Raw genomic sequence first — 26,941 nt, 5'->3', positions numbered from 1 at the left:
AATATAAGAAAAATCTGCCCAAATTGCTGTTGCCCAGCATATAGTGATGATGGTAGGATATGAGTATGTATTTGATGTAAGATATTGCTATAGTATGTCCATAACAGCATGAAAATATGAGCGAATGACAGCAAGGGGAGAGACCTGACCGAAAACCTCGGGATACAGGCGCCGAAGGAGCAAACTGCGGAGTGAATCTCTCAGGCAAAAGAACTCTTGCTCGACGCAACTCTGGAGAGTGTTTGTGCGGATGCGCAAACCACCAAAGGGGACGTCTTTGCGTATGCAAAGTAAACTTTCAGGTGCCAGGACAGAGAACCTTCATTTTACATGAGGTGTTTCTCTGTCCTTTTTTGTATGTTTTTTAGCTGCGCCGTTGATAAAGGGGAGGAATTAGATGCTGAACAGAACGCCGTTATTTGACCTGTATAAGGAATATGGAGGAAAAACGATTGATTTCGGAGGCTGGGAGCTTCCTGTTCAATTTTCTTCTATAAAAAAAGAACACGAGGCTGTCCGAACTGCAGCCGGTTTGTTTGATGTATCTCATATGGGAGAAGTCGAAGTGTCAGGAAACGACAGTCTGTCTTTTTTGCAAAGATTGATGACAAATGATGTTTCCGCATTAACGCCAGGCCGTGCTCAATATACAGCGATGTGTTACCCGGATGGCGGAACCGTCGATGATTTGCTTATCTATCAAAAAGGAGAGAACCGCTATCTGCTTGTCATTAATGCTTCTAATATAGATAAAGACTTGGCTTGGATGAAAGAACATGCAGCAGGTGATGTACAGATTGACAATCAGTCAGACCAAATCGCGCTCTTGGCTGTACAGGGACCGAAAGCAGAAGCGGTCTTGAAAAATCTGACAGATGCGGATGTGTCTGCATTAAAGCCGTTTGCGTTTATTGATGAAGCCGATATCAGCGGCCGCAAAGCACTTATTTCACGCACTGGCTATACGGGAGAAGACGGGTATGAAATTTACTGCCGCAGTGATGATGCTATGCATATTTGGGAAAAAATCATCGATGCAGGGGATGCATACGGATTGATTCCATGCGGTCTCGGTGCACGTGATACACTCCGGTTTGAAGCGAAGCTCCCGCTCTACGGTCAGGAGCTGACCCGGGATATTACACCGATTGAAGCAGGTATAGGCTTTGCTGTAAAGCACAAAAAGGAGTCTGACTTTTTTGGTAAGTCAGTATTGAGTGAACAAAAAGAAAACGGAGCGAAGCGCAAACTTGTCGGTCTCGAAATGATTGAAAAAGGGATACCGCGGCACGGATATGAGGTTTTCCAAAATGGCAAGTCTGTCGGAAAGGTGACAACCGGCACGCAGTCACCGACATTAGGAAAAAACGTCGGCCTTGCCTTAATTGATTCGGAAACGAGTGAGATCGGGACTGTTGTAGATGTAGAGATACGCAAAAAATTAGTGAAAGCAAAGGTTGTCAAAACACCATTTTATAAACGCTAATATTTTTTCTTGGAGAGAGGAGACAACACATGAAGCACCGTTATTTGCCCGCAACAGAAAAGGATAAACAGGAGATGCTTGCTACTATCGGCGTAAGCAGCATCGATGATTTATTTGCTGATATACCGGAAAACGTCAAATATAAAAAAGAGCATCAAATCAAAAAAGCGAAATCAGAGACAGAATTAACAAGAGAACTGACAAAGCTGGCCTCTAAAAATCGTGATACCGTACAATACGCTTCTTTCTTAGGAGCGGGTGTATATGACCACTATCAGCCTGTCATTGTGGATCATGTCATTTCGCGCTCTGAGTTTTATACCGCATATACGCCTTATCAGCCAGAGATTTCACAAGGAGAGCTCCAGGCTATTTTTGAATTCCAAACGATGATCTGTGAACTGACAGGCATGGATATCGCCAACTCCTCGATGTATGACGGCGGAACAGCCTTGGCAGAAGCAGCAATGCTTGCTTCAGGCCACACGAAAAAGAAAAAAATTGTTGTGTCAAAAACCGTGCATCCTGAATCGCGAGAGGTGCTGAAAACTTACGCAAAAGGTCAGTATATTGATGTTGTTGAAGTACCCGCTGCGGATGGCGTTACGGATCTTGATGCATTGCGCCAAACCGTTTGCGAGAACACAGCCGCAGTGATCGTTCAGTACCCGAATTTTTTCGGCAGGATCGAGCCGCTAAAGGATATTGAGCCTATCGCTCATCAAGGGAAATCCATGTTTATTGTTTCAGCCAACCCGCTGGCGCTAGGTCTTCTCACTCCGCCGGGCAAGTTTCAGTCTGATATCGTCGTCGGTGATGCGCAGCCTTTCGGCATTCCTTCAGCATACGGCGGCCCGCATTGCGGCTTTTTTGCCGTTACTAAAAAATTAATGAGAAAGGTGCCGGGCCGTCTCGTCGGACAAACGGAAGACGAAAACGGAAAAAGAGGCTTTGTGCTTACCCTGCAAGCCAGGGAGCAGCATATCCGCCGGGATAAAGCAACATCAAATATATGCTCGAACCAAGCTTTAAATGCGCTGGCAGCATCAGTGGCCATGACTGCTCTCGGAAAAAACGGCGTAAAAGATATAGCCCGCCAAAATCTCTTAAAAGCCAACTATGCAAAGCAAGAAGCAAAAAAAGCAGGCCTTACTGTTATGTTTGACGGGCCGATGTTTAATGAATTTGTCATCAAACTGGATGAGCCGGTGAGAGCTGTGAACAAGCGTTTGCTGGCAAAAGGCATGATTGGCGGATATGATCTTGGGTTGACGTATCCAGAGCTGGACTGCCATATGCTGATTGCTGTAACAGAGCTGAGAACAAAAGAAGAAATTGACGCACTCATTCAGGAATTGGGGGATCGCCATGAGTAATCAGGACCAGGCACTTATTTTTGAACTTTCAAGAGAAGGCCGAATCGGCTATAGTCTGCCGGAGCTCGATGTACCGGAAATCGAATTGGGGGACCTCTTGTCAGACACCTATATTCGTGACGAAGACGCAGCGCTGCCGGAGGTTTCAGAGCTGGACATCATGCGCCATTATACAGCGCTGTCCAAACGCAATCACGGGGTGGATTCCGGTTTTTATCCTCTCGGTTCTTGCACGATGAAATATAATCCGAAAATCAATGAAAAAATCGCACGTATTCCTGGTTTTGCTGCGATTCATCCTCTTCAGGATGAAGACACGGTGCAAGGCGCATTAGAGCTTTTATATGATTTAAGCAAACACCTTGAAGAAATAACGGGAATGGATGAGGTTACGCTTCAGCCTGCTGCCGGAGCGCACGGCGAATGGACGGGGCTGATGATGATCCGTGCCTATCATGAAGCTCGCGGGGATTTCAAGCGGACGAAGGTCATTGTCCCTGATTCCGCGCATGGGACGAATCCTGCATCAGCAACAGTAGCAGGCTTTGAAACCGTTACGGTGAAATCGAATGAAAAAGGGCTTGTTGATTTAGAGGATTTAAAAAGAGCAGTGAATGAAGAAACTGCAGCTCTTATGCTGACGAATCCGAACACGCTCGGCTTGTTTGAGGAGCAGATTACAGAGATGGCGGAAATTGTACACCAAGCGGGGGGGAAACTGTATTATGACGGCGCTAATTTAAATGCCGTTTTAAGCAAGGCGAGACCTGGTGATATGGGATTTGACGTGGTGCACCTCAACCTGCATAAAACATTCACAGGCCCTCATGGCGGCGGAGGCCCCGGCTCAGGCCCTGTCGGCGTAAAACAAGATCTGATTCCTTATTTGCCAAAGCCAGTTTTAGTCAAAAAAGAAGGGCGCTTTACGTTTGATTATGACCGCCCTCATGCGATCGGCCGTGTGAAGCCGTATTACGGCAACTTTGGCATTAATGTGAGAGCGTATACGTATATTCGCTCCATGGGGCCTGACGGATTAAAGGCTGTTACTGAGAACGCAGTGTTAAACGCCAATTATATGATGAGAAAACTCGCGCCTTATTACGATCTTCCGTTTGACCGCCATTGCAAGCATGAATTTGTATTATCAGGGAAGCGGCAGAAAAAGCTGGGAGTGCGTACGCTTGATATTGCAAAACGGCTCCTTGATTTCGGCTATCATCCGCCGACGATTTATTTCCCGCTTAATGTTGAAGAATGCATCATGATCGAGCCGACAGAGACCGAATCAAAGGAAACACTGGACGCGTTTATTGATGCTATGATTCAAATCGCAAAAGAAGCGGAGGAGAATCCGGAGCTTGTTCAGGAGGCCCCGCATACAACGATTGTAAAAAGAATGGATGAAACAAAAGCGGCGAGACACCCAGTGCTCAGATACGAGGCGGAAGAAAGATAAATAAAAACAGCTGTCTACCAGACAGCTGTTTGCTTTATTTCTTCGCTTTAATCTTTCCGCCCCATTTTTTAAAGCCGCCTTTTAGGTTGTAAATCTCAGTGCAGCCGTTTTTGCGCAGGGTTTGTGCCGCGCGTCCGCTGCGGACACTGTTTTGGCAGTACAGGTAAACAGGCTTGTCCGTACGGATCTCATTTTTTCTCTGTTTCAGCTGGGAAAGCGGGATGTTGCGGGCGCCTAAAATATGTCCGCCCTCAAACTCATTTGGCTCACGAACATCAATAAGCTGCGCTTTGCGGTAACCCGCGCGGAATTCTTCTTCGGTAAGTGTTTTCATAATTCGCTGCTGATAGACATATGAAGCAATCATATAGATGATAAATGCAGCAAAAATAATCAAAACGATCATATTAGACAATGTGATTCTACTCCTTTAGCATATAAAATCAAAACCCTGCTTCATAAAACAAGGTCATAGAGCCGTTTTCGACAAATACTATTATAGTAAAGCACAGCGTGATTGTCATCTATAATGGAACTAAAATATTTTTCATTTTCCCGACAGTTTGATAAACTGATTCTATTAAAACGGTAAGGAAGGTCTTAAAATGCAAAAAGAAACTTGGCGGTTTATAGACTCAGGCAATGCAAGTCCTGCATTCAATATGGCGCTTGATGAAGCGCTTTTATATTGGCACAGCGAAAAGAAAATCCCCCCGGTTATCCGTTTTTACGGCTGGAATCCGGCGACACTTTCTGTAGGGTATTTTCAAAATATTAAAAAGGAAATCAATTTTGAAGCAGTACATAAATATAATCTCGGATTCGTCAGACGCCCGACCGGCGGGAGAGGTGTGCTGCACGATCAGGAACTGACATACAGCGTAATTGTTTCGGAAGAGCACCCCGAGATGCCGGCGACTGTTACTGAGGCTTACCGGGTTATTTCAGAAGGCATACTTCAAGGCTTTAGAAATCTCGGTCTGGACGCTTACTTTGCCATCCCGAGAACTGAAAAAGAAAAAGAAAGCTTAAAAAATCCGCGGTCATCTGTTTGTTTTGACGCGCCTTCGTGGTATGAACTAGTGGTTGAGGGGCGCAAGGTGGCGGGAAGCGCGCAAACGAGACAAAAAGGTGTGATTCTTCAGCATGGCTCCATTCTTCTTGATTTAGATGAGGACAAGCTGTTCGATCTGTTCTTATATCCAAGTGAAAGAGTAAGAGAGCGGATGCAGCGCAATTTCAAAAATAAAGCGGTTGCCATTAATGAACTCATCGAAAAGCGGGTGACGATGGATGAGGCTCGTAAAGCCTTTAAAGAAGGATTTGAAACAGGTCTTAACATTCATTTGGAGCCATATGAACTTTCTCAGGAAGAGCTTGATTTTGTTCATCACTTGGCTGAAACAAAGTACGCTTCAGATGAATGGAATTATAAGCGGTAAACAGGGCTTTTGACCCGCGGAGCATCCTTGTTTTTTCAAGTTCATTAGTGTAAACTTGTAATGGTTTATAAAGTTAAGGTGCTTTTTGGGAGGGTTTCGATGACAACACCAAGTATGGAAGATTATATTGAACAGATTTATATGCTGATTGAAGAAAAAGGATATGCACGAGTTTCCGATATCGCGGAAGCATTGGCAGTCCATCCCTCCTCTGTAACAAAAATGGTTCAAAAACTAGATAAAGACGAATATTTAATTTATGAAAAATATCGCGGTCTCGTGTTAACGTCTAAAGGGAAAAAAATAGGCAAACGGCTGGTATACAGACATGAATTGCTTGAGCAGTTTTTAAGAATCATTGGTGTTGATGAAGAGAAAATATATAACGATGTCGAAGGAATCGAACATCATTTAAGCTGGAACAGTATTGATCGCATCGGGGATCTTGTTCAATATTTTGAAGAAGATGATGCCCGTAAAAAAGATCTGAAATCAATCCAAAAGAAAACAGAACATCATAATCAGTAAAAAGGCGGTCTCGAAGGAGGCCGTCTTTTTTGATACGCTGACGCCACCCGTCATTCGTTGGTCTATTTCTTCGCGTGTTTTCTTAAAATGGTAATAAACGATCGGATGGAGGGGGAGGGAATGAGATGTATATTGACGGTGTGTTTTCCGGCGGAGGAGTAAAAGGCATTGCGCTCGCAGGCGCTTATGAAGTGCTTGAGGAAAAAGGCTTCCGCTTTAAAAGAGTTGCGGGTACAAGCGCCGGCGCCATTATTGCCGCTTTCATTGCGTCAGGTTACACCAGTAAGGAAATCCACGCTTTAATTGAAGAAGTGGACGGAGAGAAATTGCTGGATCAGAGGTACTCATTTCTCCCCTTAAAGATGCTCCAGTGGGTGTCCATCTACTGGCGTCTTGGCTTATACAAAGGCGATACGATAGAAAAATGGATTGCTGATCTGTTAAGAGCGAAAGGCATAAGGGTTTTCGGCGATTTGCAGAAAGGGTCTCTGCGCCTTATTGCTTCTGATCTGACAAACGGCACCATGATTGTTTTGCCGGACGATTTGGCCCGTTACGGGTTAAATCCAGATATGTTCCCGGTTGCCAGAGCGGTCAGAATGAGCTGCAGCATTCCGTATTTCTTTGAACCGATAAAATTAAAAACGGACACAGGCACCGCCACGGTTGTCGACGGAGGCGTGTTAAGCAATTTTCCAATCTGGCTGTTTTCAAAGGAAAGAAAGCGCCCTGTGATCGGTGTCACGCTTGCGCCGCGTGAAAGAGAGCGTCCGAAAAAAAATATCCGCAACGCTTTTGAACTGTTCGGCGCCCTGTTTGAAACGATGAAGGATGCTCATGACGCAAGGCACATTGCGTCACGCTATGAACAAAATATCATTTTTCTCCCTGTTGATGACGTAATGGCCACTGATTTTCATTTAACACAACAAAAAAAACTAGCCCTGATTGAGCTAGGTAAAAGACGGACAGAGCTGTTTTTAAAGCAGTGGACCTATTAAAAAAGCGCTCTGTTTTTCTTTTTATTTTTTTTCCCTTCTATAACAGTCAGCTGAGTCTGGCTTTTTTTCTTGAGAATCATCGGCTTAGGCTTGCTGGCGCTCGGAACGCTTCGCAGGTGGCTGACACGTCCCTTATGTCCGGCGCGGTGTTTTGCTTTTTGTTCTTTCATCCGGCGCCGTGATTGTTTCGCCGCTTTTTTGAAGGCTGCTCCTTCGCTGCCCGCATTTCGATTCATTACATATTTCACAATAAAATAAATAATGATACCTGCCACGATGACGGTTACCGCCATTTTTGCCATTTCTCCGGGATTGGTTACCAGCACATAGAGGAAACCGAACGCTCCCAGCGCAATTAATACAGCAATAATAGGTTGTACACGATGATTCATAACTGTCCACCTCCGAAAGTAATAGCAGGGCAACGGATTTTAGATGACGTTGTGAGAAGGCTTCTGATTTTGCTCAGACAATGCTTCGAGTCTGAGAAGTTCGTTAAAGCTTTCGATGGCAACTTCAACCTGTTCATCCTTAGGTTCCTTTGTGGTTAACAGCTGAAGCCAAAGTCCCGGGTACCCAAGTAATTTCAGACCGGGAATGTCACGCACTTTGTTTGTCAGCTGCAGAACTTCAAAGGATATACCAAGCACGACCGGTATCAGTGCGACACGATCTATAACACGCAGCCAAAGCGGATCTGTCGGAACGAGTAAATAAACAAACATGCCGACAATAATCGTAAATAAAATAAAGCTTGATCCGCAGCGGTAATGAAGCCGAGATTGGTTTTGGACATTCTCCACAGTAATTGGCAAATTCTGTTCATAACAGTTTATGACTTTATGTTCGGCTCCATGATATTGAAACACTCTTTTAATAAGCGGTGTCATGGACAAAAAATAGATGTAACCGAGCAGCAAAATCAACTTAAACAGGCTTTCAATCGCGATTTGCGCTGTGTTCGAGGAAAAAATCGGCCTTGTCAGTTCCGCTAAGAAAACTGGAACCAATGTAAATACGAATTTACTGAACAAAAATGATAGGACGCCTATAACTGCGAGGCTGAGATACATAGACAGCCCAGAGGATTTTTTTTCTTCCTGCTCAAGTGTCTCGTCTTCAGATGGATCGAGCCCGTAACGTTCGCTTGAAAAATTCAAATGCTTTGTGCCGTTTGCACTCGCTTCGATAATGGCCGCGATCCCCCGTAAAAACGGTATCTTTTTCACGATGTTCAGTTTCGGGTTGTGTTTGCGTGGAAGCTTAAAAAAGTCAATGCTTCCATCCGTTCTTCTGATGGCTGTAACGTAATGATGCTTTCCGCCAAACATAACGCCTTCCACAACAGCCTGCCCGCCGTAAGCGGGCGGAACTTTATGTTTTGACATATTATCAACCTGCCTATTTCTTTAGGATTGCTAACCATTTCCTTTCACTCTATTGTACAGGAAACAGCGCTAAACCTCTAGATTGACAGGCTGAAAAAATTGCCATAGCCTTGCTTTTTCTACATGCATTATACCCGTTATTTTCAAATTTTACTCGCAGCTGCCAAAAAGTGTGAGCTTTTTTATTGACATTTCATTTTTTGGGCACACTTTAACTGGAGGTGCCATGATGACAAGCGAAAAAGATACAGAACAAAATGAAGAATTGAATGAGAAGCAAAAGCCGCCTGTTTCAATGGCCGGCAGGGTGGCGGCAACAGGTTTTTGCGGAGGCGTACTTTGGAGTTTCGTTGCTTATATCGCATATTTGTTTCATTTTTCCGAAATCAGCCCGAATATGATATTGCAGCCGTTTGTACTCGGAGAGTGGAAAAAACATGGGCTGGGAACGGTAATCAGCATCATTTTGATTGGAGTAATTTCAATTGGCGCAGCATTTCTTTATTTTCTTCTATTGAAACGTTTAAAAACAATGTGGCCGGGTATTTTATACGGCTTGGTGCTTTGGCTGCTCGTGTTTTTTGTTTTTAATCCGATTTTTCCAGATGTGCGCACGGTGACCGAACTGACATCAGATACAATTATTACGACCATTTGCATTTATTTGCTTTACGGGCTGTTTGTCGGGTATTCTATTTCATTTGAATACAATGAGCTGAATTCGGAAAAGCTTGCACGTGCGCTGGGAATGCATAGAGAATAGTGTATAATCCTTTTCCAGTATGATAAAATGTTCACGAGAAGTGAACATTTTTTACATGAGAAACCCTCGCGAAAAGGAGAGATTGTGTGCCTCATTTTTTGATTTTGAACGGACCGAATGTTAACCGGCTTGGGAGTCGTGAGCCTGAAGTATTCGGCCGCCAGACACTGACCGATATTGAAACAGATCTTTTTCAGTTTGCTGAAGCCTTACATATCCAGCTCACTTTCTTCCAGTCTAATCACGAAGGTGATTTGATAGATGCGATACATGAGGCTGAGGAGCAATACAGCGGGATTGTTCTGAACCCCGGCGCCCTGAGTCATTACAGCTATGCGATCAGGGATGCTGTTTCAAGCATCAGTCTTCCTGTGGTAGAGGTGCATTTATCAAACTTATACGCCAGGGAAGAATTCAGGCATCAGTCGGTTATCGCTCCTGTTGCGAAAGGGCAGATTGTCGGTCTTGGAGCTGAAGGCTACAAGCTTGCTGTTCGCTACTTATTAAGCCAGCAAGGGGGAGAATCAAGATGAAGCTAGAGAAATTAAGAAACCTGTTTGGACAGCTGGGAATTGACGGCATGCTGATTACAAGCAACACTAATGTACGCTATATGACAGGGTTTACAGGTTCGGCGGGTTTGGCTGTTATATCGGGTGACAAAGCAGCGTTTATTACGGATTTTCGTTATACTGAGCAGGCGAAGGTTCAGGTAAAGGGTTTTGAGATCATTGAACATGGCGGCAGCTTGATTCAGACCACTGCCGACACTGTTGAATCGTTTGGCATCAAGCGTCTCGGCTTTGAACAGAACAGCATGACATATGGCACTTACGCTTCATACAGCGCCGTTATCAGTGATGCCGAATTAGTGCCTGTGGCTGAATCCGTGGAAAAGTTGCGCTTGATTAAGTCTAGTGAAGAGATTAAGATATTAGAGGAAGCTGCGAAGATTGCAGATGATGCCTTCAGACATATCTTGACGTTTATGAAACCCGGCATTTCTGAAATCGCTGTTGCCAATGAGCTGGAGTTTTATATGAGAAGCCAGGGAGCAGACAGCTCTTCTTTTGATATGATTGTCGCCTCAGGCCTTCGTTCAAGCCTTCCGCACGGTGTGGCCAGTGACAAACTGATTGAAAGCGGAGACCTTGTTACGCTTGATTTTGGCGCTTATTATAAAGGATATTGTTCTGATATTACCCGGACGGTCGCTGTAGGTCAGCCCAGTGATCAATTGAAGGAGATCTATCAGGTTGTATTTGATGCTCAGGCGCTTGGCGTCGCACATATTAAGCCGGGAATGACAGGAAAAGAGGCTGACGCCCTCACAAGGGATCATATTGCTGCAAAAGGCTACGGTGACTATTTCGGCCATTCAACCGGGCACGGGCTCGGCATGGAAGTTCATGAATCGCCGGGATTATCCGTCAGATCTTCAGCTATCCTTGAACCGGGTATGGTGGTCACAGTGGAGCCGGGCATTTACATACCAGAAACAGGCGGTGTCCGCATTGAAGATGACATCGTGATTACAGAAAACGGCAACCGGACAATCACCCATTCCCCAAAAGAACTTATTATTTTGTGATTGGAATATAGGAGGACATTAAACATGATTTCAGTTAACGATTTCCGTACAGGATTAACAATTGAAGTAGATGGCGGCATTTGGCGCGTCGTTGACTTCCAGCACGTAAAACCTGGAAAAGGTGCGGCATTTGTCCGCTCTAAACTCCGCAACCTTCGCACTGGCGCGATTCAGGAAAAAACATTCCGCGCTGGTGAAAAAGTAGCGAAAGCGCAAATCGAAACCAAAACAATGCAATATCTATATGCAAACGGAGATCAGCACGTATTTATGGATACTTCTTCTTATGAGCAGCTTGAACTGAGCGCAACTCAAATCGAAGAAGAATTAAAATACCTGCTAGAAAACATGTCTGTGCATATCATGATGTACCAGGATGAAACACTTGGTATCGAACTTCCAAACACAGTTGAGCTGAAAGTTGTTGAAACTGAACCTGGTATTAAAGGTGATACAGCGTCAGGCGGTACAAAACCTGCGAAAACTGAAACCGGGCTTGTTGTAAACGTGCCGTTCTTTGTGAATGAAGGCGACACACTTGTTGTCAATACATCAGACGGTTCTTACGTTTCAAGAGCATAGAAAGAAAAAAAGAAGTCTGTTCCCAAATGGGAGCAGGCTTTTTTTGTGCCCAAAAACAGAATCTTTCTTTTATACGAAAATGACAAGACTACTTCAGCAAGCTAGAGCATATCATATAAAAAAATGGGAGGTTGGGAGAGTGCTATGAAATTTTTACTTGGAAATATCAATTCTACTGTTTTAACAATGGCGGGATTACGAGTTTTATCCTCTATGATTGAGCTGACGGCAGCAATTGTCATGCTTGTGACCAACGATGTCCGGAAGGCGGTTGTGGTTAACAGCATTCTCGCTATTGTCGGTCCGTTGATTTTTATCATTACAATGACTGTCGGAATCTACCAAATTGCCGGGCAGCTTTCGTATGCAAAGCTGATTCTGATTTTTACGGGTGTTGTCTTGATTTTGGCGGGTGTTCATAAATAAAGAGAGGCTTGTCATAAAGTCTGCCTCACATCATACATTTTAAAGAAGCCAATCGGTAGAAAGGAGGAGGCTCTGTTGAATGAAATCGCTGAGGTTCTCCCTGAATCCATGAAAAACGCCCTTTCTGAAATACCGGAACAACAATGGCTGGAAATCGAAGAAGTCAGAATTCGGATCAACCGCCCTGTTGAATTGATTCGAAGAGGACAACCTGTTTATTTGTCCTATGCGGGCACGGCCGAGGATGCCCATCTGATCCTGAGCCGGCTCAGCAACTATAGTATGTATACACTTGAAGAAGAGCTGAAGAAAGGGTATGTCACGATCAGAGGCGGCCACAGAGTCGGACTGGCGGGCAGAGTCATTACGGAAAACGGAGGTGTGAAAGGCCTCCGTGACATCGCATCTTTTAATATACGAATTGCCCGGCAAAAGCTGGGGATTGCGGAGCCGCTGCTTCCATACTTATATCAAAACAGCTGGCTGAATACGCTGATTATCGGACCGCCCCAAACCGGCAAAACAACACTTCTCCGGGACCTTGCGAGGCTCTCAAGCACCGGCAAAAAAAACATGCTGCCCGTAAAGACAGGGATCGTCGATGAACGGTCAGAGATTGCCGGATGTCTTCGCGGTATTCCGCAGCATCAATTTGGTCAGAGAATTGACGTGTTAGACGCCTGTCCAAAAGCTGAAGGGCTGATGATGATGATTCGATCCATGAGCCCTGAGGTGATGATTGTCGATGAAATCGGGCGTATGGAAGATACAGATGCACTTCTGGAGGCGCTGCATGCCGGTGTTTCAGTAATCGTATCGGCGCATGGCTGGAGTATATCCGACCTGATGAAGCGGCCTTCATTGAAGCGTTTGTGGGAAGAAAGAGCCTTTGACCGCTATTTGGAATTATCAAGAGCAAAAGGGCCGGGCACAGTGAGCCAAATTTATGACAAAGACGGAAATGTGCTGTCTAGGACGACGGGCGTGAAAACATGCTGAAGCTGCTGGGCGCTGTATTCATTGTGGTAGCGACAACATGGACAGGTTTTGAGATGGCGAAGATTTATACAGAACGGCCGCGGCAAATCCGCCAGCTGCGTGCGGCGCTTCAATCCCTCGAGGCTGAAATCATGTACGGCCATACACCGCTTCATACTGCTTCACAGCAGATTGCCAAACAGCTCGCACAGCCTGTTTCAACTCTTTTTTCCGCATTCAGTGATCAGCTGGACAAGGGAAGTGATTCCGCGAAAACGGCGTGGGAGCAAAGCTTAAAGAAGGTATGGGACACCCTGTCTTTGAAAAAAAGCGAATACGAAGTGCTGAAGCAGTTTGGCGAGACGCTTGGGATTCATGATCGAATCTCTCAGCAAAAGCACATCAAGCTGGCGCTGACACATTTGGAAGCCTCAGAAGCGGATGCTGAGCAGGCGCAAGCGAAAAACGAAAAGATGATAAAAAGTTTGGGCTTTTTAGCGGGCTTGTTACTCATTCTTCTATTGATGTAAACGTGAGGGGAGCAAAAATAAAATGGGAGTAGACGTGAATGTCATATTTCAAATCGCCGGAGTGGGAATCGTGGTCGCTTTTTTACACACGATATTGGATCAGATGGGCAAGAAAGAATATGCTCAGTGGGTGACGCTGTTAGGTTTTATCTATATTTTATTTATGGTCGCCACGATTGTAGATGACCTATTTAAAAAGATAAAAGCTGTGTTTTTATTCCAAGGATAGGGGGGCTTGCAGATTGACATTGTTCAAATTGTAGGTTTAGGGCTGATCGCCACCTTCCTTTCTTTAATTGTAAAAGAACAAAAGCCGACTTTTGCGTTTTTAATCGTCGTTTTTGCCGGATGTGCCATTTTTCTTTATTTGGTAGACCAAATCTACGACATTATTCGAATGATAGAAAAAATTGCGATTAATGCAAATGTCAACATGGTCTATGTTGAAACCATTTTAAAGATTATCGGAATCGCCTATATTGCTGAATTCGGGGCACAGCTCACAAAAGATGCCGGTCAAGGAGCCATCGCCTCGAAAATAGAATTGGCGGGGAAAATTTTAATACTCGTAATGGCTGTGCCTATTTTAACCGTCATTATCGAAACGATTCTCGGACTTATACCTTCTATGTCATAACCGAAAGGAGGCGGTAGATTGAAGCGCTTTCAATGGGTTTTGCTTTTGGCCGTGCTGATCATAGCAGGCCGTGCAGAAATTGTACAAGCAGCTGGTAATGCAGAACAAACGGAAGACCATGCTGAAACAGCCGAGCAATTAGCGGAAAGGACAGCAGCCTCGCTTGAAACAGATAAGATCGGGGAATTTTGGAATGACATTATGACAGAATACGGCGGACTGCTGCCGGAAAGCCAAAAAGGCAGCTTAATGGAGTTTATCAATGGCGATAAATCATTCTCACCGCAAGAATGGCTGAAAGCTCTCTTTTCTTATTTGTTTCATGAAGTGCTTGCCAACGGAAAGCTGCTGGGCACATTGATTTTGCTCACGATTTTTTGCGTCATTCTGCAGCTTTTGCAAAATGCTTTTCAGCAAAGCACCGTCAGTAAGGTCGCTTACTCAATTGTGTACATGGTGCTGATTATCCTTGCGCTTAATAGCTTTCATGTGGCAATTAACTATGCAACTGAGGCGATTCAGACGATGACCAGCTTTATCCTGGCGCTCATTCCGCTCCTCTTGGCGCTTTTGGCTTCCTCAGGCGGAGCTGTATCTGCTGCCTTCTTTCATCCTGTTATCCTCTTCCTGATGAACACGAGCGGTCTCTTGATTCAGAATATCGTCATGCCGCTGATTTTTTTATCAGCGATTCTGAGCATTGTCAGCACGATGACTGAACAATACAAAGTAACGCAGCTGGCTAACCTGCTCAGAAATATCGCCATCGGAGCACTGGCTGTTTTTCTTACCATCTTTCTCGGCGTCATCTCTGTTCAGGGAGCGTCAGCTGCAGTGACAGACGGCATTACGCTCAGGACGGCTAAATTTATAACCGGAAATTTTATTCCTGTGCTTGGCCGAATGTTTACAGACGCAACAGATACAGTAATCAGCGCCTCTTTACTGCTGAAAAATACGGTAGGGATTCTCGGTGTCGCTATTTTGATCTGTATTGCGGCATTTCCGGCAATCAAAGTGCTTTCCCTCGCTTTTATTTATAAGCTGGCAGCCGCGATTCTTCAGCCGCTAGGAGGCGGGCCCGTCATCACCTGCCTCGACGTCATCAGCAAAAGCGTCATTTATATTTTTGCAGCTCTCGCCATTGTGTCTCTCATGTTTTTTTTAAGCCTTACTGTCATAATCACAGCCGGAAACCTCACGATGATGATGAAATGAAGGAGGCAGGCAAATGAGTTTTTTAACGGAATGGCTTACCACCATCGTGTTGTTTATCCTATTTGCAATTGTGATTGATATGCTGCTGCCGAGCTCCAGCATGCAAAAGTACGCAAAAATGGTAGTCAGCCTGCTCTTGATTGTCGTCATGCTTACGCCGATTTTTAAACTTTTCAAGACAGACCCCGAAGTCATCTTTGAATACCTCACAAAAAACGGGCAGTCAGAGTCTGCCGACATAAAAAATCAAATCAATTCAAAAAAAATAGAAATACAAGCTTCCCAGCGCGCATATATTCTAGAAGAAATGGCTGTCCAACTAAAAAAGAAAGCGGAGGAGAGATTCAGTCATGATGAATATAAAGTAGGCCGCATCAAACTCACGGCAGGAGAAAAGGTAGATTCAGAAGAGGATATTAAAACAATCAGCGTGTATATGGCCCCGTCTTCTGAAAAAACGGTCCAAACGGTCGCGCCGGTCCACATTGATACAGATCATGCATACGTAACAAAAGAAGCAGCCGAACAAAAAGAAGCCAAACAGATACAAACGCAGCTCGCGGACATTTGGGAAATCGGAAGTGAGAAAATTACGGTTCATATGGAAGGCGGGGAGAGTGTCGGCAATGAATAAAAACGGATTATGGAATGTATTGAAAAAGCAGTTTCTTCCGGGACAAACGAAGGACGGCGAAAAGCCGAAGCTGACCAAATATCATTACTTTCTATTCGTTTTTGTTCTCGGAGTTTCCTTTATGCTTGTCAGCCAGCTGTTTTCTTCACCTGAGAAAACTGAAAACGCCAAAACGATAACGGCCGTATCATCACAACATTCCGCAGACAGCAAAGAGAAAACAGCCGAAGTGTTTAAAGCCTCAAAATCTGATAAACCTAAAGACTCGATCGATGACTATGAAAAAGAATACGAAAATCAACTGAAAGAAATTCTTGAAACAATCATTGGTGTGGACGATGTCTCGGTTGTCGTGAATGTAGATGCAACGTCGCTGAAAGTATACGAAAAAAACAAATCAAACAAAAATACAACCACTGAAGAAACTGACAAAGAAGGCGGAAAAAGAAGCGTTACAGACCAATCATCGGAGGAAGAAATCGTCATGATCAAAAACGGCGATAAAGAAACACCTGTCGTCGTCCAAACGAAAAAACCTGATATACGCGGTGTACTCGTTGTTGCTCAAGGAGTGGACAACGTTCAAATAAAACAAACCATTATCGAAGCGGTGACACGGGTCCTGGATGTTCCAAGCCACCGGGTTGCGGTTGCCCCTAAAAAAATAAAGGAGGATTCATAAATGCTTAAAAAACAAACCGTTTGGCTATTAACAATGCTCAGTCTTGTCGTGGTGTTAAGCGTCTACTATATCATGTCGCCGGAAAGCAAAAACGCCGTGCAGATGCAAAGTGAAAAAAGCGCGTCTGACAGCGGAGAGGTCGCAACTGAAAAAGCGCCTGCCAAGCAAGACACGAAGGAAAAAAGCGGTACAGAAACTGAAAAAGGAAAAGAAGATGGAACAAAGGGAACGAAAGATTCATCAGCAGACAAGGAAACATCCGCTGAAGCCAGTGAAAAAGGAACTGTTGTTACGGAAACAGCCGATGATGATTTGTTTACAACGTACCGTCTTGATTTAGAAGATGCCAGAAGCAAAGAAAGAGAAGAGCTGAATGCCATTGTGTCAAGCGATGATGCAACAGCCAAGGAGAAAAGCGAAGCATACGATAAAATGACGGCTCTCAGTGAAGTGGAAGGAACAGAAAAACAGCTGGAAACGCTGATTAAAACACAAGGTTACGAGGATGCGCTTGTTAATGCTGAAGGAGATAAAATCAATATTACAGTCAAATCAGACAAACACTCTAAATCGAAGGCGACAGCCATTATAGACCTTGTGGCAAAAGAAATCAAAACAATGAAAGATGTCGCTGTCACATTTGAACCCTCTAAATAAGAATGAGGGAAAAAAGCCCGCTAAACAAGCGGGCTTTTTGCGTTGCTGTCATATTAGAGTTGAATTCAAAAGTCCGCTCCTGTAAGATGAACATAGTATGTACTTTTAGTAGTAACCTATAAAAAAAGAAATTTCATACATAGGAGTGCGATTGAATGTTAAATATCAAAGAAATCCACGAGCTGATTAAAGCAATTGACGAGTCTACAATTGACGAATTCGTATATGAAAATGAAGGTGTATCCTTAAAACTGAAAAAACACGAAGCAGGCACGGTTCAAGTCATGCAGCAGGCACCGGCAGCACCTGTACAAGCACAGGCTCCGCAGGCAGTTCAGCCGCAAGCGCAGCAAGCAGCGGCACCTGCCCAAGAAGCACCAAAGCAAGATGAGAATCTGCATAAAATCACTTCACCAATGGTAGGAACATTTTATGCTTCTTCATCACCGGAAGCTGGCCCGTATGTAACAGCCGGTTCAAAAGTAAATGAAAACACAGTTGTCTGCATTGTAGAAGCGATGAAGCTTTTCAACGAAATCGAAGCAGAAGTGAAAGGCGAAATCGTTGAAGTATTAGTAGAAAACGGCCAGCTGGTCGAATACGGACAACCTCTATTTCTTGTAAAAGCGGAGTAAGGAGACTGAACATGATTAAAAAGCTATTGATCGCCAACAGAGGAGAAATTGCTGTCAGAATCATCAGAGCCTGCAGAGAGCTCGGAATTGAGACTGTCGCTGTTTATTCAGAAGCTGATAAAGATGCCCTTCATGTTCAAATGGCCGATGAAGCTTTTTGTATCGGACCGAAAGCATCAAAAGACAGCTATTTAAACGTTACAAATATTGTGAGTGTTGCAAAGCTGACTGGCACGGACGCCATTCATCCGGGATACGGATTTTTAGCTGAAAATGCTGATTTCGCTGAATTATGTGAAGAAGTGAATGTCACGTTTGTCGGCCCGAGCGCTGACGCCATTTCAAAAATGGGAACAAAAGACGTTGCGCGGGAAACGATGAAACAGGCCGGCGTGCCAATCGTACCGGGTTCACAGGGAATTATAGAAAATGTGGAAGAAGCGGTTTCGCTTGCTAATGAAATTGGGTATCCTGTAATTATAAAAGCCACCGCAGGCGGAGGCGGAAAAGGAATTAGGGTTGCCCGCACTGAAGAGGAACTGATTAATGGCATTAAGATTACACAGCAGGAAGCGGCAACTGCATTTGGGAATCCAGGTGTATACATCGAAAAATACATAGAAGATTTTCGCCACGTTGAGATCCAAGTGCTTGCTGATAACTACGGAAATACGATCCATTTGGGCGAACGCGACTGCTCGATCCAAAGACGCCTGCAAAAGCTTTTGGAAGAATCACCATCTCCTGCCCTTGATTCAGAAATCAGGGAGCAAATGGGAGATGCAGCGGTAAAGGCTGCCAAAGCGGTTGGCTATACAGGTGCTGGAACAGTTGAATTTATCTATGACTACAATGAACAGCGCTATTACTTCATGGAAATGAACACGAGAATCCAGGTGGAGCACCCAGTCACAGAAATGGTGACGGGAACTGACCTGATCAAGGAACAAATCAAAGTGGCTTCAGGAATGGAACTGAGCCTCAAGCAAGAAGATGTTGAATTTGAAGGCTGGGCCATCGAATGCCGAATCAACGCAGAAAACCCAAGCAAAAATTTCATGCCGTCACCTGGTGAAATTAAAATGTACCTGCCTCCTGGCGGTCTTGGTGTCCGTGTCGATTCAGCTGCGTACCCTGGCTATTCCATCCCACCGTACTATGACAGCATGATTGCAAAGGTAATCACATACGGAAAAACGAGAGATGAAGCGATTGCCCGCATGAAGCGCGCATTGAGCGAATTCGTCATCGAAGGCATTGAGACAACAATCCCTTTCCATTTAAAACTGCTTGAACACGAAACATTTGTGAGCGGAGAGTTTAATACGAAATTTTTAGAAACATATGATGTAATGGGCTCATAATTTTTACGGAGGTGAATTGAATGAAAGACAACAGCTTGCTTAAAATGGATCACGAAGATACGCATTTGGGTAAGGTTGAGATTGCACCGGAGGTCATTGAGGTCATTGCCGGCATTGCAGCATCAGAAGTTGATGGAGTTGCCGAAATGCGCGGAAACTTTGCGACAGGCGTCGTTGAGCGCTTTGGCAAAGTGAATCATGGCAAAGGTGTCAAAGTCGACCTGGCGGATGACGGAATTACGATCGATGTATACTGTGTCGTTACATTTGGCGTTTCGATTCCGAAAGTTGCAGCATCCGTTCAGGAAAACATTCGTCAAACCTTATTAAATATGACGTCTCTTTCGATTAACGAGATCAATATTCACATCGTCGGCATTCAATTTGACACAAAAGCCCAAGAAGTCCAAATCGACGAAGAAATGTAAATGGCTTAACACGAAACCAAGGGGAGGGCGGCCCTTTGGTTTTTTTACACGTTACCCTTTATTTCAAAGCATGAAGAAAGCCGGCTTACATAGCCGAGTTTCTTCATGAACGTGAAATCCGAATAATCATATTAAGGTGTGTGAAAATATTCGGTAATAGGGTAAAAAAACCTTGATTTCAATATGCGGATACGAAAAAAATATGTTATGATCTCTTTGTGGCTTAACGACAAGCGGATAAAGAGGATCAAAGGAGAAAGAAAATGAAAAGAAGAACAGCAAGAGAAAAAGCTTTGCAGGCACTATTTCAAATTGATGTCAGCGATATTGCAGTGAATGAAGCCATAGAACACGCACTGGATGAAGAAAAAACAGATCCTTTCTTTGAACAGCTTGTACACGGGGTATTGGAACACCAAGACCAGCTGGATGAAATGATCTCCAAGCATCTGGTGAATTGGAAGCTCGATCGGATTGCCAATGTTGACCGTGCGATTTTGCGCCTGGCAGCATATGAAATGGCATATGCCGAAGACATTCCGGTGAATGTCTCCATGAACGAAGCGATTGAGCTGGCAAAACGGTTTGGTGATGACAAAGCGACAAAGTTTGTAAACGGGGTTCTTTCTAACATTAAATCTGATATTGAACAATCATAGGAGGAAAGAAAATGACTGCAACAATCATCGACGGAAAAGAAACGGCTAGAGAAAAACGCGAACAATTGGCAAAAGAGGTAGAAGAGCTTAAAAAGCAAGGCGTCACTCCCGGACTGGCGGTTATTTTGATTGGAGATGATCCTGCTTCTCACTCTTACGTGCGAGGAAAGAAAAAAGCGGCAGAAACAATGGGAATGAATTTCAAGCTCGATCAATTTGACAGCAGCCTCACAGAAGCTGAACTGCTTTCCATTATTGATCAATATAACCAAGACCCTGAGTTTCATGGCATTCTCGTTCAGCTTCCGCTCCCAGACCATATTTCTGAAAAAGCGGTGATCGAACGTATCTCCCCTGATAAAGATGTAGACGGTTTTCATCCGTTAAACGTAGGGAAAATGCTGCTTGGCGAAGATACGTTTCTTCCTTGCACGCCTCATGGAATTGTTGAGCTTTTGAAGAAAACCAATATTGACCTTTCCGGTAAAGAGGTTGTTGTAGTCGGCCGAAGCAACATTGTCGGCAAACCTGTCGGCCAGCTTTTATTAAATGAAAACGCGACGGTTACTTACTGTCATTCAAGAACAGAAAATATTACTGAACATACGAAAAAAGCGGACATCCTGGTGGTGGCAGTCGGCAGAGCCAACTTCATCAGTGCAGACCAGATCAAAGAGGGCGCTGTTGTCATTGACGTCGGCGTTAACCGTCTGGAAAACGGAAAGCTTTGCGGAGACGTTGAATTTGAAGGGGCAAAGGAAAAAGCGTCCTTCATAACGCCGGTTCCGGGCGGAGTAGGTCCGATGACCATCACGATGCTTGCGCATAATACTGTTAAATCTGCGAAACGTACGTTATCATAGATAATTGGAGATATTCACAGGCGAAATGTTTACCCGCCTTGAATATGAGCACGATACCCGCTTCTTCAGGCTCCTAAAGCCAGGGCGGGTTTTCTTTAGTTATGGTGCAGGAATGCTTAGGAGAGGAGTTTTTAGACATGGGTGAAGCAGCGTATGTGACCGTCTCAGCGCTGACAAAGTATATAAAACGAAAATTCGATGTAGATCCTCACCTTGAAAATATTTGGATTAAAGGCGAATTGTCGAATGTAAAGATACACACACGAGGGCATATTTATTTCACTTTAAAAGACGAAAACGCAAGAATGCAGTCGGTGATGTTCGCGAGACAAAGCGAGCGTCTGCCTTTTAAACCTGAAAACGGAATGAAAGTGCTGGTCAGAGGCGGAATTTCCGTATATGAACCGAGCGGAAACTATCAATTATATGCCAAAGAAATGCAGCCTGACGGGGTTGGAGCGCTTTATTTAGCGTACGAAGAATTAAAAAAGAAGCTTGCCGGAGAAGGTTTATTTGACGACCGCTACAAAAAACAAATCCCCGCATTTCCAGCCACAATCGGGGTTGTGACATCTCCAACGGGTGCCGCTGTCAGAGACGTTATTACAACTCTAAAAAGAAGATATCCCCTTGTAAAAGTCATTGTTCTTCCAGCGCTCGTACAAGGTGAAAATGCGAGCAGATCCATCGTTACGCGCATTGAAGAGGCAAATGAAAAAGAGATTTGCGACGTATTAATTGTCGGGAGAGGCGGCGGTTCGATAGAAGAACTGTGGGCATTCAATGAAGAAATTGTAGCACGCGCCATCTTTGCTTCCAATATTCCGATTATATCGGCAGTCGGACATGAGACGGATTTTACGATTAGTGATTTTGTCGCCGATATCAGAGCTGCGACGCCGACAGGAGCAGCTGAGATTGCTGTGCCTCATACCACTGATTTAATCGAACGGACAAAAACAGCGGAAGTCAGAATGACAAGAGCAATGCAGCAGCATCTCGGCCAGAAAAAAGAACGGATACAAACGCTGCAATCGTCCTATGCCTTTCGTTTTCCAAAGCGTTTGTATGCGCAAAAAGAGCAGCAGTTTGACCTCGCGTACCAGCAGTTTCAAGCACAGCTGACCGCTCTTTTAGATCGGAAAAGCAGACAGCTGGAGCGTGAAACGTACAGATTAGAGGCATTGCATCCTCATGAACAGCTGAAACAAGCGAGAACACGATACCAGGAACAAACAAATCAGCTGAGAAAAAATATGAATATCCAAATGAAGCAGCTGCATTCCCAATTTCAAACCGTTCTTGGCAAGCTGAATGCACTAAGTCCTCTTCAAGTGATGGAAAGAGGATACAGCTTGGCTTATAAAGAAGATAAACTCATTAAAAGTGTCAGTCAAATAGAAGAGCAGGACCGGCTTGAAATCAAGCTGAAGGATGGCGTGCTGACCTGTGAAGTATTAGAAAAGAGAGGGGAAGAAAAATGACAGACGTGAAAAAAAATGAAAACATGACATTTGAAGAAGCGATGAAAGGGCTTGAGAGCATTGTATCAAAGCTTGAAGAGGGAGATGTGCCTCTAGAGCAAGCCATTAACTATTTCCAAGAAGGCATGGCTCTGTCAAAAATGTGCCATGAAAAGCTGCAAAAAGTCGAAAAGCAAATGGACTTCATTTTAAAAGAAGACGGCGAACTGGCACCTTTCAGTGTTCAGGAGGAAGACGAAGGTGACAAATAAATTAACGAGCTTTCTGGCGGACCGGAAAAAAACAATTGAAAATCAGCTTTCTGTCTATACAGAAAAGCTTGATATGCCGGACTCATTAAAGAAATCTATGCTATATTCTCTACAGGCCGGCGGAAAGCGGTTGCGGCCTCTGATTGTACTGGCTGTTTTAAATGCATATGGAAAAAGCGAAAAAGACGGCATTCCGGTGGGCTGTGCTGTCGAAATGATTCACACGTATTCGTTAATTCATGATGATCTTCCATGCATGGATGATGACGATTTGCGCCGCGGGAAGCCGACAAACCATAAAGTGTTTGGTGAAGCGACGGCAGTATTAGCGGGTGACGGGCTGCTCACAGAAAGCTTTAAGCTGATTACCTCCCACGTGTCAGACGAGGTGTCAGCAGAAAAGCGCCTGCGGCTTGTGAATGAACTGATTTCAGCGGCAGGCACCGAAGGCATGGTCGGTGGGCAAGTAGCTGATATGGAAGCGGAAAACCGACAAGTCACGCTTGAAGAGCTCGAATCCATTCATGAACGGAAAACTGCCAAGCTCCTTGGCTTTTGTGTAATCGCCGGTGCTATTTTGGCTGATGCGCCTGAGGAAGACATTGAAACACTGCGTACCTTCAGCAGCCACATTGGAATCGGATTTCAAATCAGAGACGATATTTTAGATTTAGAAGGCAGTGAAGAGAAAATCGGCAAACGTGTCGGCTCGGATACCACAAATGACAAATCGACATACCCGTCGCTTCTTTCATTGGAAGGGGCCAAACATAAATTGGATGTTCATATAAAAGAGGCGAAGCGATTGATCGGCGGACTCTCTCTTCAAAAAGACCTTTTATATGAGCTTTGTGATTTAATTGCGGCAAGAGATCACTAAAACGATCCTAATTTGAAGCGGCTGCACGAGGTATGGTAAAATGTAAGCAGTTTATATGAAAAATGAAAAGGAAAAGCGCGTTTGTCTTTTTTTATGTCTGAGATTATTGTCAGCTCGGCATGCAAAAGACATGTATCATTGCAGAAATTCATGCTGAAAGTGAGTTGATCCGCTTTGGATCTTTTATCAATACAGGACCCGTCGTTTTTAAAAAACATGTCCATTGATGAATTAGAGAAATTAAGTGATGAAATCCGTCAGTTTTTAATTACAAGTTTATCCGCTTCCGGCGGCCACATCGGCCCAAACTTAGGTGTCGTAGAGCTTACTGTTGCCCTGCATAAGGAATTTAACAGCCCGAAAGACAAATTTTTATGGGATGTAGGCCATCAGTCGTATGTCCATAAGCTGCTGACAGGACGCGGAAAAGAATTTGCGACGCTTCGCCAGTACAAAGGGCTTTGCGGATTTCCAAAGCGGAGTGAAAGCGAGCACGATGTTTGGGAAACCGGGCACAGCTCGACTTCTCTGTCAGGCGCGATGGGAATGGCAGCTGCCCGTGATATTAAAGGAACGGATGAATATATTATTCCGATCATTGGTGACGGCGCGCTGACCGGCGGTATGGCGCTCGAAGCCCTTAACCACATCGGCGACGAGAAAAAAGACATGATTGTCATCCTTAATGATAATGAAATGAGTATTGCGCCAAACGTCGGTGCCATTCACTCTATGCTCGGACGGCTCCGCACTGCGGGGAAATACCAGTGGGTCAAAGATGAGCTTGAATACTTATTTAAAAAGATTCCGGCAGTTGGGGGCAAGCTTGCCGCCACGGCGGAACGGGTCAAAGACAGCCTGAAATACATGCTCGTCTCCGGAATGTTTTTCGAGGAGCTCGGTTTTACGTATTTGGGCCCAGTGGACGGACATTCTTATCATGAGCTGATTGAGAATCTTCAATACGCCAAAAAAACGAAAGGCCCTGTTCTTCTGCACGTCATTACGAAAAAAGGGAAGGGGTACAAACCGGCTGAGACCGATACGATTGGGACATGGCATGGTACCGGACCATATAAAATTAATACCGGTGACTTTGTAAAGCCGAAAGCCGCAGCTCCTTCGTGGAGCGGTCTTGTCAGCGGAACTGTGCAGCGAATGGCGCGCGAGGACGGACGCATTGTAGCCATTACGCCGGCTATGCCTGTCGGTTCAAAGCTTGAAGGCTTCGCAAAGGAATTCCCTGACCGGATGTTCGACGTAGGAATCGCAGAACAGCATGCCGCAACAATGGCTGCAGCTATGGCAATGCAGGGTATGAAGCCGTTTTTGGCGATTTACTCAACCTTCCTGCAAAGGGCATATGACCAAGTTGTTCATGACATCTGCCGCCAAAACGCTAATGTGTTTATTGGAATTGACCGTGCTGGACTCGTTGGCGCTGATGGAGAGACACATCAAGGCGTGTTTGATATTGCGTTTATGCGCCACATTCCAAACATGGTCTTAATGATGCCGAAAGACGAAAATGAAGGCCAGCACATGGTTCATACAGCACTTAGCTATGACGAAGGCCCGATAGCAATGCGTTTTCCGCGCGGAAACGGACTCGGCGTAAAAATGGATGAACAGTTGAAAACGATTCCGATCGGTACGTGGGAGGTGCTGCGTCCAGGGAACGATGCTGTCATCTTAACATTCGGCACAACAATCGAAATGGCGATTGAAGCAGCCGAAGAGCTGCAGAAAGAAGGCCTTTCCGTGCGCGTTGTGAATGCGCGTTTTATTAAGCCGATTGATGAAAAGATGATGAAGAGTATCCTAAAAGAAGGCTTGCCAATTTTAACAATTGAAGAAGCGGTCTTAGAAGGCGGTTTCGGAAGCTCGATTTTAGAATTCGCTCATGATCAAGGTGAATATCATACTCCGATTGACAGAATGGGTATACCTGATCGGTTTATTGAACACGGAAGTGTAACAGCGCTTCTTGAGGAAATTGGACTGACAAAACAGCAGGTGGCAAATCGTATTAGATTACTGATGCCACCAAAGACACACAAAGGAATTGGATCATGACGTCAAAGAAAGAACGATTAGATGTATTATTAGTGGAAAGAGGGCTGGCGGAAACGCGTGAAAAAGCCAAAAGAGCCATTATGGCGGGGATCGTCTATTCAAACGAAAACCGCTTGGACAAGCCTGGAGAAAAAATTGACCGCGACCTTCCGTTAACTGTCAAAGGAAACCCGCTGAGGTATGTGAGCAGGGGCGGCTTAAAGCTCGAAAAAGCGTTGAAGGAATTTCCCGTCTCTGTCAAAGATAAAATTATGATTGATATTGGCTCCTCCACCGGCGGTTTTACGGACTGCGCTTTGCAAAATGGAGCTAAACAGTCATACGCTGTGGATGTAGGCTATAATCAGCTTGCATGGAAGCTTAGACAGGATGAACGGGTCGTCGTGATGGAACGGACGAACTTTCGTTATGCAACACCGGCAGACTTTACAAAGGGCATGCCGGAGTTTGCCACAATTGATGTGTCCTTTATTTCACTGCGGCTCATCCTGCCTGTCCTAAGGACTTTGCTCGTACCGGGCAGCGACTGCATGGCTTTAGTTAAGCCTCAGTTTGAAGCGGGACGGGAATCCGTCGGCAAAAAAGGGATTGTTAGAGATCCTAAAGTGCATGCTGATGTGCTCAAGCGAATGATCAGTTTTTCTGCCGCTGAAGGCTATATCTGTAAAGGCTTGTCATTTTCTCCAATCACGGGAGGAGACGGAAATATTGAGTTTCTCCTTCATTTGCATTGGCCGGGAGAGGGACAGGAAGGCCAGGAACTGCCGGAAGAAGAGATCATGCGCGTTGTAGAAGAAGCACATAAGACGTTAAAAGAAAAAAAAGCAGATGTACCGGAATAATAGGGCGCTATTATTCCTTTTTTCTGCATTCATGTACAATGTGCAGAGAATCATATAACATAAAAGAACAGATAAGCTTGG

Annotated in this window: 32 protein-coding genes and 1 riboswitch; of the genes, 29 read left to right on the top strand and 3 right to left on the bottom strand. The window is 44.7% G+C overall.

From position 1 onward, the window contains the following. Positions 1-124 precede the first annotated feature (124 nt). Positions 125-226: riboswitch (glycine riboswitch) on the top strand. A gap of 171 nt (positions 227-397) precedes the next feature. From gcvT to gcvPB, 3 genes are read left to right on the top strand one after another with little or no spacing between them, the layout of a single operon-like run. After that, positions 398-1,486: a glycine cleavage system aminomethyltransferase GcvT gene (gcvT, locus tag NST22_RS12465; RefSeq protein ID WP_003230205.1), complete on the top strand. Its 1,089-nt coding sequence runs from the start codon at positions 398-400 to the stop codon at positions 1,484-1,486. Positions 1,487-1,515: 29 nt separating this feature from the next. Continuing rightward, a complete protein-coding gene (gene gcvPA, locus NST22_RS12460; RefSeq protein WP_003230207.1) occupies positions 1,516-2,862 on the top strand; it encodes an aminomethyl-transferring glycine dehydrogenase subunit GcvPA in 1,347 nt (448 codons plus the stop codon). After that, positions 2,855-4,321 carry an aminomethyl-transferring glycine dehydrogenase subunit GcvPB gene (gcvPB, locus tag NST22_RS12455; RefSeq protein WP_003230209.1) on the top strand — a complete coding sequence of 489 codons (1,467 nt, stop codon included), beginning with the start codon at positions 2,855-2,857 and terminating at the stop codon, positions 4,319-4,321. Before gcvPA ends, gcvPB begins: the two co-directional genes overlap by 8 nt. Positions 4,322-4,355: 34 nt before the next feature. On the opposite strand, the gene NST22_RS12450 is transcribed toward gcvPB, so the two are convergent. Then, positions 4,356-4,736, bottom strand: a complete 381-nt coding sequence (locus tag NST22_RS12450) for a rhodanese-like domain-containing protein (protein WP_004398485.1) — start codon at positions 4,734-4,736, stop codon at positions 4,356-4,358. Positions 4,737-4,926: 190 nt separating this feature from the next. Here NST22_RS12450 and lipM point away from each other — a divergent pair, with 190 nt between their 5' ends. The 3 genes from lipM (at position 4,927) to NST22_RS12435 (ending at position 7,292) form a co-directional block, all read left to right on the top strand. Next, positions 4,927-5,763 (top strand): octanoyltransferase LipM, encoded by an 837-nt coding sequence (gene lipM, locus NST22_RS12445; protein ID WP_004398586.1) that lies wholly within the window; start codon positions 4,927-4,929, stop codon positions 5,761-5,763. Between the two features lie 99 nt (positions 5,764-5,862). Continuing rightward, positions 5,863-6,291 carry a transcriptional regulator MntR gene (gene mntR / locus NST22_RS12440; protein ID WP_003236923.1) on the top strand — a complete coding sequence of 143 codons (429 nt, stop codon included), beginning with the start codon at positions 5,863-5,865 and terminating at the stop codon, positions 6,289-6,291. Positions 6,292-6,416: 125 nt separating this feature from the next. Continuing rightward, positions 6,417-7,292 (top strand): patatin-like phospholipase family protein, encoded by an 876-nt coding sequence (locus tag NST22_RS12435; RefSeq protein ID WP_003230220.1) that lies wholly within the window; start codon positions 6,417-6,419, stop codon positions 7,290-7,292. Here NST22_RS12435 and NST22_RS12430 read toward each other — a convergent pair. Beyond that, positions 7,289-7,684, bottom strand: coding sequence for an SA1362 family protein (locus NST22_RS12430; RefSeq protein WP_003226367.1), 396 nt, complete (start codon positions 7,682-7,684; stop codon positions 7,289-7,291). The genes NST22_RS12435 and NST22_RS12430 overlap by 4 nt on opposite strands. A gap of 39 nt (positions 7,685-7,723) precedes the next feature. Continuing rightward, positions 7,724-8,680 carry a DUF1385 domain-containing protein gene (locus tag NST22_RS12425; protein ID WP_003230221.1) on the bottom strand — a complete coding sequence of 319 codons (957 nt, stop codon included), beginning with the start codon at positions 8,678-8,680 and terminating at the stop codon, positions 7,724-7,726. A gap of 226 nt (positions 8,681-8,906) precedes the next feature. On the opposite strand from NST22_RS12425, the gene NST22_RS12420 reads away from it, so the two are divergent. From NST22_RS12420 to NST22_RS12310, 23 genes are all read left to right on the top strand, one after another. Further along, positions 8,907-9,443 carry a YqhR family membrane protein gene (locus tag NST22_RS12420; protein WP_003230222.1) on the top strand — a complete coding sequence of 179 codons (537 nt, stop codon included), beginning with the start codon at positions 8,907-8,909 and terminating at the stop codon, positions 9,441-9,443. A gap of 86 nt (positions 9,444-9,529) precedes the next feature. Further along, the gene (aroQ, locus tag NST22_RS12415) at positions 9,530-9,976 is read left to right on the top strand and encodes a type II 3-dehydroquinate dehydratase (protein ID WP_003230223.1); all 447 of its coding nucleotides are present in this window, start codon (positions 9,530-9,532) and stop codon (positions 9,974-9,976) included. After that, complete coding sequence (gene papA / locus NST22_RS12410; protein WP_003230224.1) at positions 9,973-11,034, top strand: aminopeptidase PapA; 1,062 nt, start codon at positions 9,973-9,975, stop codon at positions 11,032-11,034. The genes aroQ and papA overlap by 4 nt, the downstream gene beginning before the upstream one ends. 24 nt (positions 11,035-11,058) lie before the next feature. Further along, complete coding sequence (efp, locus tag NST22_RS12405) at positions 11,059-11,616, top strand: elongation factor P (protein WP_003226377.1); 558 nt, start codon at positions 11,059-11,061, stop codon at positions 11,614-11,616. Between the two features lie 144 nt (positions 11,617-11,760). Next, positions 11,761-12,042: a YqhV family protein gene (locus tag NST22_RS12400; RefSeq protein ID WP_004398639.1), complete on the top strand. Its 282-nt coding sequence runs from the start codon at positions 11,761-11,763 to the stop codon at positions 12,040-12,042. Positions 12,043-12,117: 75 nt separating this feature from the next. Continuing rightward, positions 12,118-13,041 carry a stage III sporulation protein AA gene (gene spoIIIAA, locus NST22_RS12395; protein WP_003230226.1) on the top strand — a complete coding sequence of 308 codons (924 nt, stop codon included), beginning with the start codon at positions 12,118-12,120 and terminating at the stop codon, positions 13,039-13,041. Beyond that, on the top strand, positions 13,035-13,550 hold the full coding sequence (spoIIIAB, locus tag NST22_RS12390) for a stage III sporulation protein SpoIIIAB (RefSeq protein ID WP_003230227.1): 516 nt from the start codon (positions 13,035-13,037) through the stop codon (positions 13,548-13,550). Before spoIIIAA ends, spoIIIAB begins: the two co-directional genes overlap by 7 nt. 22 nt (positions 13,551-13,572) lie before the next feature. Further along, the gene (gene spoIIIAC, locus NST22_RS12385; protein ID WP_003153142.1) at positions 13,573-13,779 is read left to right on the top strand and encodes a stage III sporulation protein AC; all 207 of its coding nucleotides are present in this window, start codon (positions 13,573-13,575) and stop codon (positions 13,777-13,779) included. A 6-nt stretch (positions 13,780-13,785) separates the two neighbouring features. After that, entirely contained in the window at positions 13,786-14,187 is a 402-nt protein-coding gene (spoIIIAD, locus tag NST22_RS12380; RefSeq protein ID WP_003230228.1) for a stage III sporulation protein AD, read from the top strand. 18 nt (positions 14,188-14,205) lie between these two features. Beyond that, positions 14,206-15,405: a stage III sporulation protein AE gene (gene spoIIIAE / locus NST22_RS12375; protein ID WP_003230230.1), complete on the top strand. Its 1,200-nt coding sequence runs from the start codon at positions 14,206-14,208 to the stop codon at positions 15,403-15,405. Positions 15,406-15,418: 13 nt separating this feature from the next. Then, entirely contained in the window at positions 15,419-16,039 is a 621-nt protein-coding gene (gene spoIIIAF / locus NST22_RS12370) for a stage III sporulation protein AF (protein WP_003230233.1), read from the top strand. Further along, positions 16,032-16,721, top strand: coding sequence for a stage III sporulation protein AG (gene spoIIIAG / locus NST22_RS12365; protein WP_003230248.1), 690 nt, complete (start codon positions 16,032-16,034; stop codon positions 16,719-16,721). The genes spoIIIAF and spoIIIAG overlap by 8 nt, the downstream gene beginning before the upstream one ends. Further along, positions 16,722-17,378 (top strand): stage III sporulation ratchet engulfment protein SpoIIIAH, encoded by a 657-nt coding sequence (gene spoIIIAH, locus NST22_RS12360; RefSeq protein ID WP_003230250.1) that lies wholly within the window; start codon positions 16,722-16,724, stop codon positions 17,376-17,378. Between the two features lie 155 nt (positions 17,379-17,533). After that, the gene (accB, locus tag NST22_RS12355; RefSeq protein WP_003230252.1) at positions 17,534-18,013 is read left to right on the top strand and encodes an acetyl-CoA carboxylase biotin carboxyl carrier protein; all 480 of its coding nucleotides are present in this window, start codon (positions 17,534-17,536) and stop codon (positions 18,011-18,013) included. A gap of 11 nt (positions 18,014-18,024) precedes the next feature. Further along, positions 18,025-19,377 carry an acetyl-CoA carboxylase biotin carboxylase subunit gene (gene accC, locus NST22_RS12350; RefSeq protein ID WP_003230253.1) on the top strand — a complete coding sequence of 451 codons (1,353 nt, stop codon included), beginning with the start codon at positions 18,025-18,027 and terminating at the stop codon, positions 19,375-19,377. A 20-nt stretch (positions 19,378-19,397) separates the two neighbouring features. Beyond that, on the top strand, positions 19,398-19,805 hold the full coding sequence (gene yqhY / locus NST22_RS12345; protein ID WP_003230254.1) for a fatty acid biosynthesis protein YqhY: 408 nt from the start codon (positions 19,398-19,400) through the stop codon (positions 19,803-19,805). 263 nt (positions 19,806-20,068) lie between these two features. After that, positions 20,069-20,464 (top strand): transcription antitermination factor NusB, encoded by a 396-nt coding sequence (gene nusB / locus NST22_RS12340; RefSeq protein WP_003230256.1) that lies wholly within the window; start codon positions 20,069-20,071, stop codon positions 20,462-20,464. Between the two features lie 11 nt (positions 20,465-20,475). Next, the gene (gene folD, locus NST22_RS12335) at positions 20,476-21,327 is read left to right on the top strand and encodes a bifunctional methylenetetrahydrofolate dehydrogenase/methenyltetrahydrofolate cyclohydrolase FolD (protein WP_003230259.1); all 852 of its coding nucleotides are present in this window, start codon (positions 20,476-20,478) and stop codon (positions 21,325-21,327) included. 137 nt (positions 21,328-21,464) lie between these two features. Beyond that, positions 21,465-22,811, top strand: a complete 1,347-nt coding sequence (xseA, locus tag NST22_RS12330) for an exodeoxyribonuclease VII large subunit (protein WP_003246103.1) — start codon at positions 21,465-21,467, stop codon at positions 22,809-22,811. Next, entirely contained in the window at positions 22,808-23,062 is a 255-nt protein-coding gene (locus tag NST22_RS12325; RefSeq protein WP_003226409.1) for an exodeoxyribonuclease VII small subunit, read from the top strand. Before xseA ends, NST22_RS12325 begins: the two co-directional genes overlap by 4 nt. After that, positions 23,052-23,942: a polyprenyl synthetase family protein gene (locus NST22_RS12320; RefSeq protein WP_003230262.1), complete on the top strand. Its 891-nt coding sequence runs from the start codon at positions 23,052-23,054 to the stop codon at positions 23,940-23,942. The genes NST22_RS12325 and NST22_RS12320 overlap by 11 nt, the downstream gene beginning before the upstream one ends. Positions 23,943-24,116: 174 nt before the next feature. Next, positions 24,117-26,018: a 1-deoxy-D-xylulose-5-phosphate synthase gene (gene dxs / locus NST22_RS12315; RefSeq protein ID WP_003245985.1), complete on the top strand. Its 1,902-nt coding sequence runs from the start codon at positions 24,117-24,119 to the stop codon at positions 26,016-26,018. Beyond that, positions 26,015-26,860, top strand: coding sequence for a TlyA family RNA methyltransferase (locus NST22_RS12310; RefSeq protein WP_003230264.1), 846 nt, complete (start codon positions 26,015-26,017; stop codon positions 26,858-26,860). The genes dxs and NST22_RS12310 overlap by 4 nt, the downstream gene beginning before the upstream one ends. The last annotated feature ends 81 nt before the right edge of the window (positions 26,861-26,941 follow it).

Source organism: Bacillus sp. PS237 (assembly GCF_037963345.1).
Lineage (GTDB): Bacteria > Bacillota > Bacilli > Bacillales > Bacillaceae > Bacillus > Bacillus subtilis.
The sequence above is the reverse complement of the archived record's forward strand: the minus strand, read 5'-3'. Positions and strand labels throughout refer to the sequence as shown.

What these genes read in the sequence shown, in the direction of transcription:
- gcvT (WP_003230205.1), top strand. Translation starts at nt 398, where the DNA reads ATGCTGAACAGAACGCCGTTATTTGACCTGTATAAGGAATATGGAGGA.
- gcvPA (WP_003230207.1), top strand. Translation starts at nt 1,516, where the DNA reads ATGAAGCACCGTTATTTGCCCGCAACAGAAAAGGATAAACAGGAGATG.
- gcvPB (WP_003230209.1), top strand. Translation starts at nt 2,855, where the DNA reads ATGAGTAATCAGGACCAGGCACTTATTTTTGAACTTTCAAGAGAAGGC.
- lipM (WP_004398586.1), top strand. Translation starts at nt 4,927, where the DNA reads ATGCAAAAAGAAACTTGGCGGTTTATAGACTCAGGCAATGCAAGTCCT.
- mntR (WP_003236923.1), top strand. Translation starts at nt 5,863, where the DNA reads ATGACAACACCAAGTATGGAAGATTATATTGAACAGATTTATATGCTG.
- NST22_RS12435 (WP_003230220.1), top strand. Translation starts at nt 6,417, where the DNA reads ATGTATATTGACGGTGTGTTTTCCGGCGGAGGAGTAAAAGGCATTGCG.
- NST22_RS12430 (WP_003226367.1), bottom strand. Translation starts at nt 7,684, where the DNA reads ATGAATCATCGTGTACAACCTATTATTGCTGTATTAATTGCGCTGGGA.
- NST22_RS12425 (WP_003230221.1), bottom strand. Translation starts at nt 8,680, where the DNA reads ATGTCAAAACATAAAGTTCCGCCCGCTTACGGCGGGCAGGCTGTTGTG.
- NST22_RS12420 (WP_003230222.1), top strand. Translation starts at nt 8,907, where the DNA reads ATGATGACAAGCGAAAAAGATACAGAACAAAATGAAGAATTGAATGAG.
- papA (WP_003230224.1), top strand. Translation starts at nt 9,973, where the DNA reads ATGAAGCTAGAGAAATTAAGAAACCTGTTTGGACAGCTGGGAATTGAC.
- efp (WP_003226377.1), top strand. Translation starts at nt 11,059, where the DNA reads ATGATTTCAGTTAACGATTTCCGTACAGGATTAACAATTGAAGTAGAT.
- NST22_RS12400 (WP_004398639.1), top strand. Translation starts at nt 11,761, where the DNA reads ATGAAATTTTTACTTGGAAATATCAATTCTACTGTTTTAACAATGGCG.
- spoIIIAB (WP_003230227.1), top strand. Translation starts at nt 13,035, where the DNA reads ATGCTGAAGCTGCTGGGCGCTGTATTCATTGTGGTAGCGACAACATGG.
- spoIIIAC (WP_003153142.1), top strand. Translation starts at nt 13,573, where the DNA reads ATGGGAGTAGACGTGAATGTCATATTTCAAATCGCCGGAGTGGGAATC.
- spoIIIAF (WP_003230233.1), top strand. Translation starts at nt 15,419, where the DNA reads ATGAGTTTTTTAACGGAATGGCTTACCACCATCGTGTTGTTTATCCTA.
- spoIIIAG (WP_003230248.1), top strand. Translation starts at nt 16,032, where the DNA reads ATGAATAAAAACGGATTATGGAATGTATTGAAAAAGCAGTTTCTTCCG.
- spoIIIAH (WP_003230250.1), top strand. Translation starts at nt 16,722, where the DNA reads ATGCTTAAAAAACAAACCGTTTGGCTATTAACAATGCTCAGTCTTGTC.
- accB (WP_003230252.1), top strand. Translation starts at nt 17,534, where the DNA reads ATGTTAAATATCAAAGAAATCCACGAGCTGATTAAAGCAATTGACGAG.
- accC (WP_003230253.1), top strand. Translation starts at nt 18,025, where the DNA reads ATGATTAAAAAGCTATTGATCGCCAACAGAGGAGAAATTGCTGTCAGA.
- yqhY (WP_003230254.1), top strand. Translation starts at nt 19,398, where the DNA reads ATGAAAGACAACAGCTTGCTTAAAATGGATCACGAAGATACGCATTTG.
- nusB (WP_003230256.1), top strand. Translation starts at nt 20,069, where the DNA reads ATGAAAAGAAGAACAGCAAGAGAAAAAGCTTTGCAGGCACTATTTCAA.
- folD (WP_003230259.1), top strand. Translation starts at nt 20,476, where the DNA reads ATGACTGCAACAATCATCGACGGAAAAGAAACGGCTAGAGAAAAACGC.
- xseA (WP_003246103.1), top strand. Translation starts at nt 21,465, where the DNA reads ATGGGTGAAGCAGCGTATGTGACCGTCTCAGCGCTGACAAAGTATATA.
- NST22_RS12325 (WP_003226409.1), top strand. Translation starts at nt 22,808, where the DNA reads ATGACAGACGTGAAAAAAAATGAAAACATGACATTTGAAGAAGCGATG.
- NST22_RS12310 (WP_003230264.1), top strand. Translation starts at nt 26,015, where the DNA reads ATGACGTCAAAGAAAGAACGATTAGATGTATTATTAGTGGAAAGAGGG.